We start from the raw sequence: 14362 nt of genomic DNA, 5'->3' as shown, positions 1-14362 counted from the left end.
CAGGTTCAGGCCCCGGCCACGGAAGCCAGGTACGCCTCCGTCTTCTCGGGCGCATAGAAGAAGTTCTCGAAGTCCGCCGGGTCGTTGAACCCGTTGGCGAAACGATGTGCCACCGCCGGAATCTGCCCCCCGGCCCCGATCAGGTTGAGGACGTGCTCCGGCGGCACGCCCAGCATGGCGTTCGTCCACTTCGTCACGTGCTGGGCCGTGTCCCAGTACCGGTCGAACGCGGACCGCATCCACGCCTCGTCGAACTCCTTGTCCTCGTGCTCGAGGATCGCGCCGAGGTACGCCGCCGCGCACTTGGAGGCGGAGTTGGAGCCCTGGCCGGTGATCGGGTCGTTGGCGACGACCACGTCGGCGACGCCCAGGACCAGGCCGCCGCCGGGGAGGCGGCCGATCGGGTTGCGGACGGTGGGGGCGTAGCGTCCGGACAGTGTTCCGTTCGCGTCGGTCAGTTCGACCTTGGTGGCCCGGGCGTACTCCCACGGCACGAACTTCTCCATGAGTTCCAGGGTCAGGGAGAGGTGTTCGGCAGGGTCCTTGATGCCGTTGAAGGCGTCGACCGGGCCGCCGGGTATGCCCTCCCAGAAGAGGATGTCCGCACGGCCGGAGGTGGTGAGGGTCGGCATGACGAAGAGCTCGCCGACGCCGGGGACCAGGTTGCAGCGGACCGCGTCGTAGTCGGGGTGCTCGGGGCGCGGGCCCAGACCGTGGACGTAGGCGACGGCGAGGGCGCGCTGCGGCTCCGCGTACGGGGAACGGGCGGCGTCCCGGCCGAACATGGAGACCAGCTCGCCCTTGCCGGCCGACACCAGGACCAGGTCGTACGTACGGGCGAAGTAGTCCAGGTCGGAGACCGCGGCGCCGTGGATGACCAGTTGGCCGCCGCGCTGGGCGAAGGTCTCCATCCAGCCGGCCATCTTCACCCGCTGGTCGACCGACTGCGCGTAGCCGTCGAGCCTGCCCACCCAGTCGATCGCCCGCTGGGTCGGACCGGGGTCGTGCGAGCCGGGGGCGGCGACCGAGACGCCGAGTCCTTCGATCTTCGGGGCCTGGGACTCCCAGAAGTTCAGCTGGAGATCGCGCTCGTGCTGGAGTGCCGTGTGGAACATGCACTGCGTCGACATGACGCGGCCGGTGCGGATCTCGTCCGCCGTCCGGTTCGACATCAGGGTGACCTCGTACCCGTGCGACTGGAGGCCGAGGGCAAGCTGGAGTCCGGACTGACCGGCTCCGACGACGAGTATCTTCCGCATGCGCGTCCTAACTCCGTGTACGTCTTATTCGGGGCTCGCGTCGAGCGCGTGCCCCACCAGCGCGAGCAGGGTCTCGACGACCGAGATCCGGCGCCTGGCATCCATGATCATGACAGGTATGTGTGGAGGCACCGTGAGAGCGTCGCGCACGTCGTCGGCGTCGAACCGCTCGCTGCCGTCGAAGTGGTTGACCGCGACGACGTACGGCAGTCCGCAGCTCTCGAAGTAGTCGAGCGCCGGGAAGCAGTCCTTGAGGCGGCGGGTGTCGGCGAGGACCACGGCGCCTATCGCGCCGCGCACCAGGTCGTCCCACATGAACCAGAACCGCTGCTGGCCCGGCGTCCCGAAGAGGTACAGGACCAGGTCGTCGTCGAGTGTGATGCGGCCGAAGTCCATGGCCACGGTCGTGGTCACTTTGTCCGGGGTGCCGGTGAGGTCGTCCGTCTCCTCGCTGGCCTGGGTCATCAGCGCCTCCGTCTGGAGGGGCGTGATCTCGGAGACCGCGGTCACCAGCGTGGTCTTGCCCACGCCGAAGCCGCCCGCCACCACGATCTTCGTCGCGATCGGGGCGCGGGTGCGGTCGGTCTGCCAGGCCTGGAGGTTCTCGTCTGACTCGGGCAGCGGCACCGGGGCCAGAGGCATCGGAGCCGAGGCGGGGGAGGCCGTTCTCGGCGCACCCTCAGAGACGACGGAGTCCATTCAGCACCCTTTCCAGCAGAGCGCGGTCCGGCTGTCCCGGGCCGTGACCTGTTCCGTACACACGGATCTTTCCCTGGTCCGCCAGGTCGCTCAGGAGGACGCGGACCACGCCCAGCGGCATCCTGAGGAGGGCGGCGATCTCGGCCACCGTACGCATCCGGCGGCAGAGTTCGACGATGGCCTGCATCTCGGGCATCACCCGGGTCGCGAGGGAGCCGTTGGTCAGCTCCTTGCGCTCCTCGGGGGCCTCGAGCGCCGCCACGAACGTCTCGACCAGCAGCACGTGCCCGAAACGGGTACGGCCGCCGGTGAGCGAGTACGGGCGCACGCGGGCCGGTTTGCGGTCCCCGCCACGTATGGGGAGCTTGGGCGCGGAGGAAGAACTCACTGGGCACTCCCCGTCGGCTTGGCTTCGAGTGACTGGCGTAGCTCGCTGCGGAGTTCGGGCGTCAGGACGTGCCCGGCGCGGCCGACGAACAGCGCCATGTGGTACGCCACCACGCTCATGTCGCAGTCCGGGGCGCCGTGCACCCCGAGCAGCGAGCCGTCGCTGATCGACATGACGAAGAGGCTGCCCTCGTCCATCGCGACCATCGTCTGTTTGACCCCGCCCGCGTCCATCAGCTTGGCGGCGCCGATGGTGAGGCTGCCGATGCCGGAGACGATGGTGGCGAGGTCCGCGGAGGATCCCTTGGGGCCGGTGGGGCGCGCCTCCGCCCCGGTGCGGACCTCCGCGTTCCTCCCTGGGTCGGAGGACAGCAGCAGCAGACCGTCGGAGGAGACGACCGCGACCGACTGGAGGCCCGGCACCTCCTCGACGAGGTTCGTCAGCAGCCAGTGCAGATTGCGGGCTTCACTGCTCAGGCCGAAGGTACTGGGCGCGGTCAACTGCTTGCCTCCTCGACTGTGCCCCCCGATGCGTCTACTGCGTCCTGCTGTCGCACCGCGTCCTGCGCTTGGTCCTGCGCGGTGTTGCGTGCGGTGTGGTGCGGGGTGGGCGTCTGGGCCGTCTGTTCGGCGATCTCGGCCTCCACGTCGCGGCGGCCCTCCGTCGCGCCCCGGTGGAAGCCGCCGAGCCTGCGCCGCAGCGCCTCGGCGTCCACACCGCCGACGCGCGGCCGGGGAACCGGTGCGGGCGCCGAGATCTTCGGCGTCCGCTTGGGCAGTCCCTTGTCGGTGACCCGCTCCGTCTCCTCGTCCGACACCCGCTCGTGGGAGTCGGGGCCGATGGCGTAGGGGTCGGCAGTGGGGGCGGACACTGCGGGTTCGTGGGCCGGAGCCACCGGCTCGTCCGGCGGTACCAGCGGTGCCAGCAGCTCCATGGTGGTCTCGGAGGGCGTCGGCTCGGGGGCGTATGCCGCCTCCTGCGCGGCGGCGTCCGACCGTACGGCCTCCCCCGCGGCGGCGTCCGCGCGTACGGCCTCCTCCGCGGCGGCGATCAGCGGGTCCTCGTCACCGGCGGGAGCGGTGGGAACGGCCGGGCCCGCCGGGCCCCGTGCCGTGAGGGCCGAACGGCCGTGCAGCACGTTCGAGTTGGCCTCCGCGTCGGCGCCCGGGAGGACGACCGAGGGAGCGGCCCCGGCGACCGGGGAGGCCGAGGGGACCGTGACGGCGGGGGCGGTCGCGAGCAGCGTCTTGGGGAGGACGACCACGGCCGCGGTGCCACCCTGCTTCTGCTCCCGCAGCTGTACGCGGACACCGTGCCGGTGGGCGAGCCGGGCCACCACGTACAGGCCGAGCCCGAGTCCCTCGCCGCTCTCCTGGTCGTAGGCGTCCTCCGGGTCGAACGCGGAGAGGCGGCCGTTGAGCTGGGCCATCCGGTCGGCGGCCATGCCGATGCCCTCGTCCTGCACGGAGAGCATCACCTCGCCGTTCTCCAGCAGCCAGCCGGAGACCTCGACGGGCAGGTCGGGTGGCGAGAACGAGGAGGCGTTCTCCAGGAGTTCGGCCACCAGGTGCGAGAGGTCGTCCGCGGCGAACCCGGCGAGGTGCGCGTGCGGCGGCAACACGGCGATACGGACGCGCTCGTACCGCTCGATCTCGCTGACCGCGGCCCGTACGACGTCGACCAGCGGGACGGGGCCCGCGTGGTGCTGGACGTGCTCGTGGCCGGCGAGGACGAGCAGGTTCTCGCTGTGGCGCCGCATGACGGTCGCGAAGTGGTCCAGCTTGAAGAGCGTGCCGAGGCGGTCCGGGTCCTGCTCGCGCTCCTCCAGGCCCTCGATGACCCCGAGCTGCCGCTCGACCAGGCCGAGGGTGCGCAGCGCGAGGTTGACGAAGGTGCCGTGGATGGTGCCGCGCACCTGCTCCAGGTGGGCCGCCGCGTCGGCGAGTTCCGCGCGCAGCCTGTCGCGCTCGTCGGCCATCAGCTGGCGCTGCCCGATGAGGTGCTTGCGGTCCGCTTCGAGGGTGGTCAGCCGTTCGTGGAGCGCGGCGGCGTGCGCGTGCAGCGCGTTGACGGAGCGGACCACCTGGGCGAACTCGTCGTTGCGGCCGGTGAACTTGACCGGCTCCTGCGCTCCCGGGTCCGCGGCGAGGCGGGCCGAGCCCAGGCGCAGCACGGCCAGCGGGCGGGTGAGCGTACGGGCCATGGCCATCGAGACGCCGACCGCGACCAGCAGCAGGGTGCCGATGAGGGCGATCCGGATCTCCAGCGCGGTGACGTCGTCGTCCCGCAGCCGCTCCAGGTCCTTGGTGCGGTGGTCGTTGAGCGAGGCCTCGGCGCCGCGCATCAGCTCGACGCGGGCGGAGAGCGCCGCGTCCACCTTGTTCGTGCTGGAGTCGAGCTCGGAGTCGGAGAGCGTCGGCTGGTCGGTGAGGTCGGTGAGGTACTTGTCCGCGGTCGTGACGTCGGGTCCGGTGACCGTGGAGTCGTACGAGGCCTTGGCGTCCTTGGGGGCCGTCTCGCGGAAGTCCGCGAGGGCCGCGTCCGAGCGGAGCCGGGCCTGCTGGGCGGCGGCGCTGAGCGCGTCGCGCTGCTTGGTGTCGGCGGGGGACGAGCCGCTGGTGGTGGACGCCAGGCCGGTGACGGGGTTGATGACCGTCTGGGTGGTGCGCGGGATGTTGAGGGCCGCGAGGAGCAGTCCGCGGGCGGCGGCGGACTGCTGGACCGCGGAGTCCAGCTCGGCGAGGGCGTGCGCGCCGGAGCCCGCACGGGGCGGCAGCTGCTCGGCCAGGTCCTCGGCGAGGGCGTGGAGTTCGGTGATGACGTCGGAGTACGCCTCGTGCGCTTCGAGAGCGGTGCTCTTGCCGGTGAGCGCCGCTCTGCGGGCGGTGCCGATGCCGTCCAGGTCCTTCAGGAGGACGGCGGGCGCGTCCTCGTCCGCCCGCACCTCGTCGACCTGCCGGTCGACCCGGGCGCTGCGCTGCTCGGAGGGCGCCTTGGACTTCGGCCGGCCCGCGGCGATGTACGAGGTGACCTCGTCGCGCTCGTCGGCCAGCGAGTGGGCGAGCGTCAGCGCCTGCTGGGTCCGCCCGGCGAGCGTCACCAGGTTCTGGGAGTCGTTCAGCTGCTCGGAGGCCGCGAGGACCGTGGGGGCTCCGGCGCCGGCGATGGCGGCCGCGACGACCGCCACGGCGACGATCAGCCGATTGCGCACGTGAGCGGAGCGGCCCTTGCCCGCAGGGGTCTGCCCTGCGGCACCCGGCGTGCGCTCCGCGCCCCCTTCGGAGGCCGACTGCCCGGCTCCGGAGGCCGCCTGCTTGCCTGTGCGCCGAGACCGCATCTTCTGCACCGGTGCTCGCATTCCTGACTCGTGTACCCAAGGGCCCGGGTGACGTTCCGTCAACTGGGCGTCCGCCCTCCCCAAGCTCTCGACTTCGCTCGAGCAGGGGGTGTCCCATCGGCTCCCGACCCTCCCAGTGCCGGTGGGCAGTGGTCCCGCATCGTCCGGCCCGCCACCCGAAGGAGTGAACCCCGGACGGGAGTTGGCGGGCAAGTTCCTCTGGCGCGTGCGGCCCCCCTGCGCGGCGGGCCGGTTGGACGTCTGCGGCGCGCTTTGGCAGTATTCGCCGCCACGCCTTGCCGGAGTCGATCATTCCATGCCAAACCCGGCGACTGAGCTGCTGGTCCGCACCGGTCCTGCGACCGTTGCCAGCCTTTCGCGGACCTTGTGAAGGGCTCGTGCAGACTGGCTGGATGCGCACCGAACTCGTCTCCGAGCCGGGCGACCCGGCCCGCCCCAATGAGGACTTCGCATCGGTCGGCCTTCCGGCGTCAGGACAAGGAGGATCACTGGTCGTCCTCGACGGCGTGACTCCCCCGCCGGGCGACGACGGCTGTCTGCATTCCGTCCACTGGTTCTCCGCACGCCTCGGCGGAGCCCTGACCGAACTGTCCGTTTCCCGCCGGGATCTACCCCTGTCGGAGATCCTTTCCCGGTCCATCCGGCGCACTTCCGAGGCCCACTCCGGCACCTGTGACCTTTCTCACCCGCGCACGCCCCAGGCAACCGTGGTCCTCGCCCGCTGGTCAGCCGACCTCGTCGAGTACCTGGTCCTCTCGGACTCGGCCCTTTTGCTGGAGTCCCCAGCGGGCGAGGTGACACCAGTCCTGGACGACCGCCTCACCCGTGTCCCCCGCGCCTCTCTCGCCTCGGACGCGATCGCCGACGCGACCATCCGCAACAAGGAGGGGGGCTTCTTCACGGCCGCCGCCGATCCGTCGGTCGCGGCCCGGGCGGTGACGGGGACCGTGCCCCGGGCCGAGGTCCGTGCCCTGGCCGCCCTGACGGACGGCGCGACCCGCTGGGTGGAGAAGTTCGGGGAGGGCGACTGGGGCGGTCTGTTCACCGTCGTCCGCAAGGAGGGCGCCCAGGCCCTCGTGGACCGCGTGCGGACGCTGGAGCGGGCCGACGCCGAGGCGCGGGTACGGCTGAGGCGCAGCAAGACGCACGACGACGCGACGGTGGTCTTCGTGGAGTGGTGAACGGGGCGGATCGGAGTGTTACTTCTCCATGCCCCGGTTCAGCTGGTGGAGCAACCGGGCCAGTTCGGCGACCTCGCGCGGGTCCCAGCCCGCGAGTTCACGGACGTACCGTGCCCGGCGCGCCTCCCGCACCGCACGGAACCGGTGCCGGCCCTCGTCCGTGAGGCGGACGAGCCAGGCACGCCCGTCGACGGGATCGGGCTCACGGGCGACCAGACCGAGCTCCTCCAGGGCATGGAGCTGACGGGACATCGTGGCCTTGCCGACGCCGATGTACGCGGCCAGTTCGGTGGCGCGCTGGCGGCCGCACTCGTCGAGGCGGAAGAGGAGCCCGTACGCGGAGGACTCCAGGTCGGGGTGGACCTCGCGGGCCATCTCGCCGGAACTGGCCCGGGCGCGCCGCAGCAGCAGGGTCAGCTCCCGCTCCAACGCGGGGAATTCCTGGTCCACGCCCGCCTCCTCCTACTTCTCCATGCCGAGGTTCAGCTGGTGCAGCAGCCGCGCCAGCTCCGCGACCTCGCGAGGATCCCAGTGGGCGAGCTCGCTCACGTACCGGGCGCGCCGCGCCTCGCGCACCTGGCCGACCCGGCCGCGGCCCTCCTCGGTGAGGTGGACGAGCCAGGCACGGCCGTCGGCGGGGTCGGGCTCACGGGCGATGAGGCCGAGCTCCTCCAGGGCGCGCAGCTGGCGGGACATGGTGGCCTTGCCGACGCCGATGTACGCGGCCAGTTCGGTGGCGCGCTGGCGGCCCCACTCGTCGAGGCGTACGAGGAGTCCGTACGCGGCGGACTCCAGGTCCGGATGGACCTCACGGGCCATCTCGCCCTGGTTGGCGCGGGCACGGCGCAGGAACACGGTCAACTCGCGCTCCAGGGAGAGGAACTCCGGGTCCGGGCCGCCGTGCGCGGCGGGCTGGTCCACACCCCTGCCCGACCCGTCGAGGCCGGCCGGACGCCGGCCTCCGTTCCTGTCCTCGCGCACGTCTGCCCCTCACCCGGTTTCCCGACTCTGAAAGTTTCCGCCAAAGGTGGCCATAGCCACAGCTCCGTAAGTATTTCTCAGGCGTAGACCAACGGCAGCCCACGGCCCCTCTTCCCAGCGCGTTCTCCCCGTGCGTAGCTTCGTGAACAGGCACCCAATGGCATGCCCATGCCGCCAGGTCGACGAGGACCTGGCCCCCCACTCACGGCACACATGCCCGCACCACTCACGGCACGGATGTCCGCACCATTCCCCCCACCTGGCTCCATCGAGCCCTTCGGAGGCACGTCATGCCCGTGCACAGATCCGGAACGCCGCACCGCCCGCGCCTGCTCGCGCTGGGAACCCTGCTCGCCGCCTTCTCCCTCCTCTCCGCCCTCTCCGCCCCGCCCTCCTCCGCCGCCGACACACCCGCCCGGGGCTCCGCCCGCATGGGCATGGGCGTCCTCGCGCACGACGGCCAAGCCGGCACGCCCAACACCGGTGACGCCACCCAGACGGAAGGCGTGGACGTCAGCGGCTACCAGGGCAACGTCGCCTGGTCGACCCTGTGGAGCAGCGGGGTCAAGTGGGCCTACACCAAGGCCACCGAGGGGACGTATTACACGAACCCCTACTTCGCCCAGCAGTACAACGGCTCGTACAACGTCGGCATGATCCGCGGCGCGTACCACTTCGCGACCCCCGACACGACGAGCGGCGCCACCCAGGCCAACTACTTCGTGGACCACGGCGGCGGCTGGTCCGGCGACGGCAGGACGCTGCCGGGCACGCTCGACATCGAGTGGAACCCGTACGGGGCCGCCTGCTACGGCAAGACACAGAGCGCGATGGTCAGCTGGATCAGCAGCTTCCTCGCCCAGTACAAGGCCCGCACCGGCCGGGACGCCGTGATCTACACGGCGACCAGCTGGTGGAGCGACTGCACCGGCAACTACGGCGGCTTCGCCTCCGCCAACCCCCTGTGGATCGCGCGGTATGCGTCCGATCCGGGGACGCTGCCTTCCGGGTGGCCGTATTACACCATTTGGCAGTACACGTCGTCCGGGCCGACGGTCGGTGACCACGACAAGTTCAACGGCGGGCTGGACCGGGTGCGGGCACTGGCCAACGGCTGACCGATGGCAGATGACAGATGACAGATGGCGGCTGACATCTGACAGATTTCAGATTTCAGACGACCAATGTCGGCCGACAGCCGACACAAACGGCTGACGGCACGGCGAAGGCCCGGGCCTCCCTCACGGGACCCGGGCCTTCCCTTCCGGCAGCGTCCGTCACGCCGCTACCGGAACCTCCGACGTCGCGCCGTTCATCGCCGGCGACAGCGCCAGTTCCAGGACCTGACGGACGTCCGTGACGGCGTGGACGTCCAGCTTCTCCAGCACCTCGGCCGGGACGTCGTCCAGGTCGGCCTCGTTGCGCTTCGGGATGATGACCGTGGTGACACCCGCCCGGTGCGCGGCGAGCAGCTTCTGCTTCACCCCGCCGATGGGCAGGACACGGCCGGTCAGTGAGACCTCACCCGTCATCGCCACGTCCGTGCGGACCAGTCGGCCGGACAGGAGCGAGGCCAGCGCCGTCGTCATGGTGACGCCCGCGCTCGGACCGTCCTTGGGGACCGCGCCCGCCGGGAAGTGGATGTGCACGCCCCGGTCCTTCAGGTCGCCGACCGGCAGTTCCAGTTCGGCGCCGTGCGAGCGGAGGAAGGAGAGCGCGATCTGCGCCGACTCCTTCATCACGTCACCCAGCTGACCGGTCAGGGTCAGACCGGCCGCGCCCGTCTCCGGGTCGGCCAGCGACGCCTCCACGAAGAGGACGTCACCGCCCGCGCCCGTCACGGCCAGACCGGTGGCGACACCAGGCACCGCGGTGCGGCGCTCGGCCGGGTCCTGGGCGGACTCGGGCACGTGGTGCGGCCGTCCGATGAGCCCGCGCAGATCGGCGTCGGTCACCGTGAAGGGCAGCTCCCGCTCGCCGAGTTCGTGCTGCGCCGCGACCTTGCGGAGCAGGCGTGCGACGGCCCGCTCCAGGTTGCGTACGCCCGCTTCCCGGGTGTACTCCCCGGCGAGCTTGCGCAGCGCGCTCTCGTCGAGCGCGACCTCCTCCTTCTCCAGACCGGCCCGCTCCAGCTGACGCGGCAGCAGGTGGTCACGGGCGATGACGACCTTCTCGTCCTCGGTGTACCCGTCGAGCCGGACCAGTTCCATACGGTCGAGCAGCGCCTCCGGGATGGCTTCGAGCACGTTGGCCGTCGCCAGGAACACCACGTCGCTGAGGTCGAGCTCGACCTCCAGGTAGTGGTCCCGGAAGGTGTGGTTCTGGGCGGGGTCGAGGACTTCGAGCAGCGCCGCGGCGGGGTCGCCGCGGAAGTCGGAGCCGACCTTGTCGATCTCGTCCAGCAGGACCACCGGGTTCATGGACCCGGCCTCCTTGATGGCGCGGACGATCCGGCCGGGCAGCGCGCCGACGTACGTACGCCGGTGGCCGCGGATCTCGGCCTCGTCCCGTACGCCGCCGAGCGCGACCCGGACGAACTTGCGGCCCATGGCGTGCGCGACGGACTCGCCGAGCGAGGTCTTGCCGACACCGGGCGGACCGACGAGCGCTAGCACGGCACCGCCGCGCCGCCCGCCGACGACGCCGAGACCACGCTCGGAACGCCGCTTGCGCACGGCCAGGTACTCGGTGATGCGCTCCTTCACGTCCTCCAGACCGGCGTGCTCGGCGTCCAGGATGCCCTTGGCGCCCTGGATGTCGTACTCGTCCTCGGTGCGCTCGTTCCACGGCAGTTCCAGGACGGTGTCGAGCCAGGTCCGGATCCAGCCGCCCTCGGGCGACTGGTCGCTGGACCGCTCCAGCTTGTCGACTTCCTTGAGCGCGGCCTCGCGGACGTTCTCGGGGAGGTCGGCGGCCTCGACGCGGGTCCGGTAGTCGTCGGACTCCTCACCCTCCTTGGCGTCGCCGTTCAGCTCGCGCAGCTCCTTGCGGACGGCTTCGAGCTGGCGCCGCAGCAGGAACTCGCGCTGCTGCTTGTCGACGCCTTCCTGGACGTCCTTCGCGATGGACTCGGCGACATCCTGCTCGGCGAGGTGCTCACGCAGCTGCTCGGTGGCGAGCTTCAGCCGGGCGACCGGGTCGGCGGTCTCCAGCAGCGTGACCTTCTGCTCGGTGCTCAGGAACGGGGAGTAACCGGAATTGTCGGCAAGGGTGGACACGTCGTCGATGGCCTGCACGCGGTCCACGACCTGCCAGGCGCCGCGCTTGCGCAGCCAGCTGGTGGCGAGGGCCTTGTACTCCTTGACCAGTTCGGCGACGTGGCCGGGCAGCGGGTCGGGCACGGTCTCGTCGACCCGGGTGCCCTCGACCCACAGGGCGGCACCAGGACCGGTCGTCCCGGCGCCGATCTTCACGCGCCCACGGCCGCGGATCAGCGCGCCCGGGTCGCCGTCGGCCAGTCGGCCGACCTGCTCGACGGTGCCGAGCACGCCCGTGCTCGGGTACGCCCCGTCGATGCGTGGCACCAGCAGCACCTTCGGCTTGCCGGGCTCCGACCGCGCGGCGGCCTGGGCGGCCTCCACCGCGGCGCGTACATCGGCGTCGTTCAGGTCCAGCGGAACCACCATCCCGGGCAGCACGACCTCATCATCGAGCGGCAACACGGGCAGGGTGAGCGGTGTGGACGTCGAAGCCATTATCTCTCCCTAGGCAGTCAAGTTGAGCTATGCCGACTCAATGCACGTGAGCCCCGGATTGTTCCCCAGGGTCTGTTCGCTGTGAGCGATCGCTCTCCACGGAGACATCCGCGCAGGTCAGCGGGGTAACGCCACGCTTCCCTCTTGGCCGGCGCCACTCCGCCGCAGATCCGCGGCGCACGCCTGTGGTGCGGTCAACGCCGTCGGGCCGCCGTCCCTTCCCGTGCGACCGCGCCCGGTCGACGCGGTCACGAGAGTGCAAGAGCACCGCCACACCACCGCAATCGCATGCACAGCCGGCTCCTTCACACTGCAGGCTCATTCACAGGCTGTGCGCTGCTCTCCGTGGACGACGCGATGCGGGACTTCCGCGACAAGCTGCGCTCCCTCGGGCAGCTCGACAACACCCTGGTGCTGTACACGAGCGACCACGGCCTGCTCTGGGCCGACCACGGCTGGCTGCGCAAGTCGGTGCCGTACCGGCCGAGCCTGGAGGTGACGTTCTACCTGTCGTGGCCGGGCGGCGGGCTCGGCACGGCCAGGACCGACGACCGGCTCACGGCGCACGTCGACATCGCGCCCACCCTTCTCGACGCGGCCGGCATCACCCCGGACACCCCGCACGACGGCCACTCGCTGCTCGGCACCCGGGACCGCGACCACGTGCTCGCCGAGTGGTGGTGGAACCGTCAGGACAAGCAGCCGATCCACAGCTGGGCGACGTACATCGGCAAGACCGAGCAGTGCACGGAGTACTACGGCCTCCGCCTGGACCGGCAGGGCCGGCTGCCCGGCGGGGTGAACCGCGGCGAGGTCCTCTTCCGCGAGTACTACGACCTGCGCGCCGACCCGTACCAGCTCACCAACAGGCTCCACGGGGCGAGTGCGGAACAGGAGCGCCGCCTCGGCGTCCCGGAGCCGGCCCGACGGCTGACGGCGGCCCGGGTCACCTGACCCGACCGGACCGGACCGGGCCCGCCCCGAACACCCCGACCGCCCGCGGTGCTAGGCGGCGACGGTGCCGGGCGTCTGAGCGGTGTGTACGGCGGCGGAGGCGGCGGGGCTGGAGGCCGCCTCCGTACGGGCGCGGCGCCAGCCCCGGACCAGCGGCCAGGTCGACACCCCGATCGCCAGGGACATCACATGCCCCCAGTCCGTCATCGGGTCGGCGAATTCGAGCAGGTCCCCGACGACCATCGAGCCGAAGACGACCAGCAGTGGCCAGCGCAGCCAGGGCCTCAGCAGCCCGGCGAGCGCGCCGACGCTCGTGGCGACGCCGAAGCTGATGCCGTAGTCGAGGCGGTGCAGGGAGCTGTCAGGGAGGTCTCCCGCCAGCACGGAAAGGCCGACGGGCACCTCGGTGGCCAGGGTCGCCACGACGTGCCCGAGCAGGAAGACTCCGGCGGCCCGCAGGCCGCCTATCCGCCGCTCCAGCGCGGTCAGCACCAGCACGAACCCGATGGCGTACGGCGAGGTGATCCCGCCCGCCATCCACAGCGCGCTGGCCAGCAGCACCAGCACCGGTTCGCGTACGAGGTGCGCGACATCGGTGCTGGACCCCTGCTGCAAGGCGTGGACGAGGGAGGGGTCCGCGTAGTCGGTGACCATCGCGGTGACGGTGAGCACGACCGCGTAACCGAAGGTGAACGGCGTTCCGGTGGGGGTGGGCAGCAGCCGCCAGGGACGGAGCGACCGGAGCCGGGCGAGGGCGCGGGAGACGGGTGGAGCGGGAGGGGCGAGTACAGGGGGTGTCGCCGGGCGGGGGGCGGGCGGCACGGTCGTGGCGCCGCGTTGTCGCGGCACCCCGTCCAGGAGAAGCGTGCCCGTCTGTGGGTCCTTGAGCGCGGCATCGGCCGAGGAGGCCGTCGGGGCCGTGGTCGTCGCCACTGCCGTCGCCGTCGCGGTCGTGCTCCGGTCCAAGGTGAGGGGCTCCTTCCGTCCCGCCCCACCCTTGGGGGCTCGCGGCGCCGCTGTCTATGACCGACGCCACGTGGGAGGCGATTCATAGCAACCTGATAAGCGCGTACGGCGTCCGGGGGCGCCATGTCCGCATACGCGTCCGAGTCAGTCCGTGCGCGTGTCCGAGTCGGTCCGTGCGTGCGTCCGAGCCGGTCCCGTATGCGCGTCCGACGGCAGCCCCGTGCCCGAGACGGTGATCGAGCGCAGCAGCCGGTCGAGGTAGGCCCGCATCCGGGCGGCCATGTCGACGCCCGTGGGGTCGAGGGCCCACTGCAGCTGGATGCCGTCCATGACGGCGGCGAACTCCTCGGCGAGCGCCTCGCAGTCGGTGTCGGGCTTCAGTTCGCCGCTCGCGACCGCCTCGCGCAGCGCGCCCGCGCTGACCTCGACGAGATCGGCGTAGCGCTTCACGAAGAACGCGTGGGCGGGGTGGCCGGGATCGCCCGCCTCGGCGAGCAGGACGTTGAACATCTTGGTGCGTCCCGGGCGCCGGCCGTTGTAGTCGGCGAGTCCCACCAGCGCCGCGAAGAACTCGGCGGCCGAGTGCGCCTCGACCGCGAAGAACCGCTCGACGTCGTGCTCCTCGCTGCGCCGCAGTACGCAGACGAGCAGGTCCTCCTTGCTGCGGAAGTGGTGCAGCAGGCCGCCCTGGGTGATGCCGACGTCCTTGGCGATCCGGGCCAGCGAGGAGGCGTGGAAGCCCCACTGGGCGAAGTGTTCGACGGCGACGTCGAGGATGCGCAGCCGGCGTTCGTCCCCGACGGCGTAGGTGCCCCGGACGGTGCCCGGAACCTTGCGCTCCGCCTCCACGCTCTCCTCCGACCTCCGGTTTCGGACCATGC

General features: G+C 71.4%; 13 protein-coding genes. 3 read left to right on the top strand and 10 right to left on the bottom strand.

Features of this window, described 5'->3' with window-relative positions; translation table 11 throughout:
* Window positions 1–5: 5 nt before the first annotated feature.
* Genes KVT44_RS18365 through KVT44_RS18345 form a run of 5 tightly spaced genes read right to left on the bottom strand, consistent with a single transcriptional unit; the run spans window position 6 to window position 5683 of the window.
* The gene (locus KVT44_RS18365; protein ID WP_217567808.1) at window positions 6–1259 is read right to left on the bottom strand and encodes a styrene monooxygenase/indole monooxygenase family protein; all 1254 of its coding nucleotides are present in this window, start codon (window positions 1257–1259) and stop codon (window positions 6–8) included.
* 24 nt (window positions 1260–1283) lie between these two features.
* Window positions 1284–1901, bottom strand: a complete 618-nt coding sequence (locus KVT44_RS18360) for an ATP/GTP-binding protein (protein WP_075028889.1) — start codon at window positions 1899–1901, stop codon at window positions 1284–1286.
* Between the two features lie 37 nt (window positions 1902–1938).
* Window positions 1939–2346, bottom strand: a complete 408-nt coding sequence (locus KVT44_RS18355; RefSeq protein ID WP_075028888.1) for a DUF742 domain-containing protein — start codon at window positions 2344–2346, stop codon at window positions 1939–1941.
* Entirely contained in the window at window positions 2343–2846 is a 504-nt protein-coding gene (locus KVT44_RS18350) for a roadblock/LC7 domain-containing protein (RefSeq protein ID WP_099920685.1), read from the bottom strand. Before KVT44_RS18350 ends, KVT44_RS18355 begins: the two co-directional genes overlap by 4 nt.
* Entirely contained in the window at window positions 2843–5683 is a 2841-nt protein-coding gene (locus KVT44_RS18345) for a nitrate- and nitrite sensing domain-containing protein (RefSeq protein WP_254649550.1), read from the bottom strand. Before KVT44_RS18345 ends, KVT44_RS18350 begins: the two co-directional genes overlap by 4 nt.
* A 413-nt stretch (window positions 5684–6096) precedes the next feature.
* Between KVT44_RS18345 and KVT44_RS18340 the strand changes: the two genes are divergently transcribed.
* On the top strand, window positions 6097–6885 hold the full coding sequence (locus tag KVT44_RS18340; RefSeq protein WP_217567806.1) for a protein phosphatase 2C domain-containing protein: 789 nt from the start codon (window positions 6097–6099) through the stop codon (window positions 6883–6885).
* A gap of 18 nt (window positions 6886–6903) precedes the next feature.
* Here the strand turns inward: KVT44_RS18340 and KVT44_RS18335 are convergent, their stop codons facing one another.
* Together KVT44_RS18335 and KVT44_RS18330 are read right to left on the bottom strand one after the other, a co-directional pair.
* Window positions 6904–7335, bottom strand: a complete 432-nt coding sequence (locus KVT44_RS18335; RefSeq protein WP_099920688.1) for a MarR family winged helix-turn-helix transcriptional regulator — start codon at window positions 7333–7335, stop codon at window positions 6904–6906.
* 12 nt (window positions 7336–7347) lie between these two features.
* Complete coding sequence (locus tag KVT44_RS18330; protein WP_229889381.1) at window positions 7348–7806, bottom strand: MarR family winged helix-turn-helix transcriptional regulator; 459 nt, start codon at window positions 7804–7806, stop codon at window positions 7348–7350.
* Between the two features lie 350 nt (window positions 7807–8156).
* Here KVT44_RS18330 and KVT44_RS18325 point away from each other — a divergent pair, with 350 nt between their 5' ends.
* The gene (locus tag KVT44_RS18325; RefSeq protein WP_217567805.1) at window positions 8157–8984 is read left to right on the top strand and encodes a lysozyme; all 828 of its coding nucleotides are present in this window, start codon (window positions 8157–8159) and stop codon (window positions 8982–8984) included.
* 159 nt (window positions 8985–9143) lie between these two features.
* On the opposite strand, the gene lon is transcribed toward KVT44_RS18325, so the two are convergent.
* A complete protein-coding gene (gene lon, locus KVT44_RS18320) occupies window positions 9144–11561 on the bottom strand; it encodes an endopeptidase La (protein ID WP_217567804.1) in 2418 nt (805 codons plus the stop codon).
* Between the two features lie 345 nt (window positions 11562–11906).
* Here lon and KVT44_RS18315 point away from each other — a divergent pair, with 345 nt between their 5' ends.
* Window positions 11907–12515, top strand: coding sequence for a sulfatase-like hydrolase/transferase (locus KVT44_RS18315; protein ID WP_308314038.1), 609 nt, complete (start codon window positions 11907–11909; stop codon window positions 12513–12515).
* A 51-nt stretch (window positions 12516–12566) separates the two neighbouring features.
* Here KVT44_RS18315 and KVT44_RS18310 read toward each other — a convergent pair whose 3' ends face one another.
* Together KVT44_RS18310 and KVT44_RS18305 are read right to left on the bottom strand one after the other, a co-directional pair.
* Window positions 12567–13481, bottom strand: coding sequence for a rhomboid-like protein (locus tag KVT44_RS18310; protein ID WP_254649549.1), 915 nt, complete (start codon window positions 13479–13481; stop codon window positions 12567–12569).
* A gap of 144 nt (window positions 13482–13625) precedes the next feature.
* Window positions 13626–14360, bottom strand: coding sequence for a TetR/AcrR family transcriptional regulator (locus tag KVT44_RS18305; protein ID WP_254649548.1), 735 nt, complete (start codon window positions 14358–14360; stop codon window positions 13626–13628).
* Between the last annotated feature and the right edge of the window lie 2 nt (window positions 14361–14362).

Origin of the sequence: Streptomyces sp. GbtcB7, assembly GCF_019091445.1 — a bacterium.
Classification (GTDB): Bacteria; Actinomycetota; Actinomycetes; order Streptomycetales; family Streptomycetaceae; genus Streptomyces; species Streptomyces mirabilis.
Note: the sequence above shows the minus strand (reverse complement) of the source record. Positions and strands in the feature narration are given on the sequence as shown.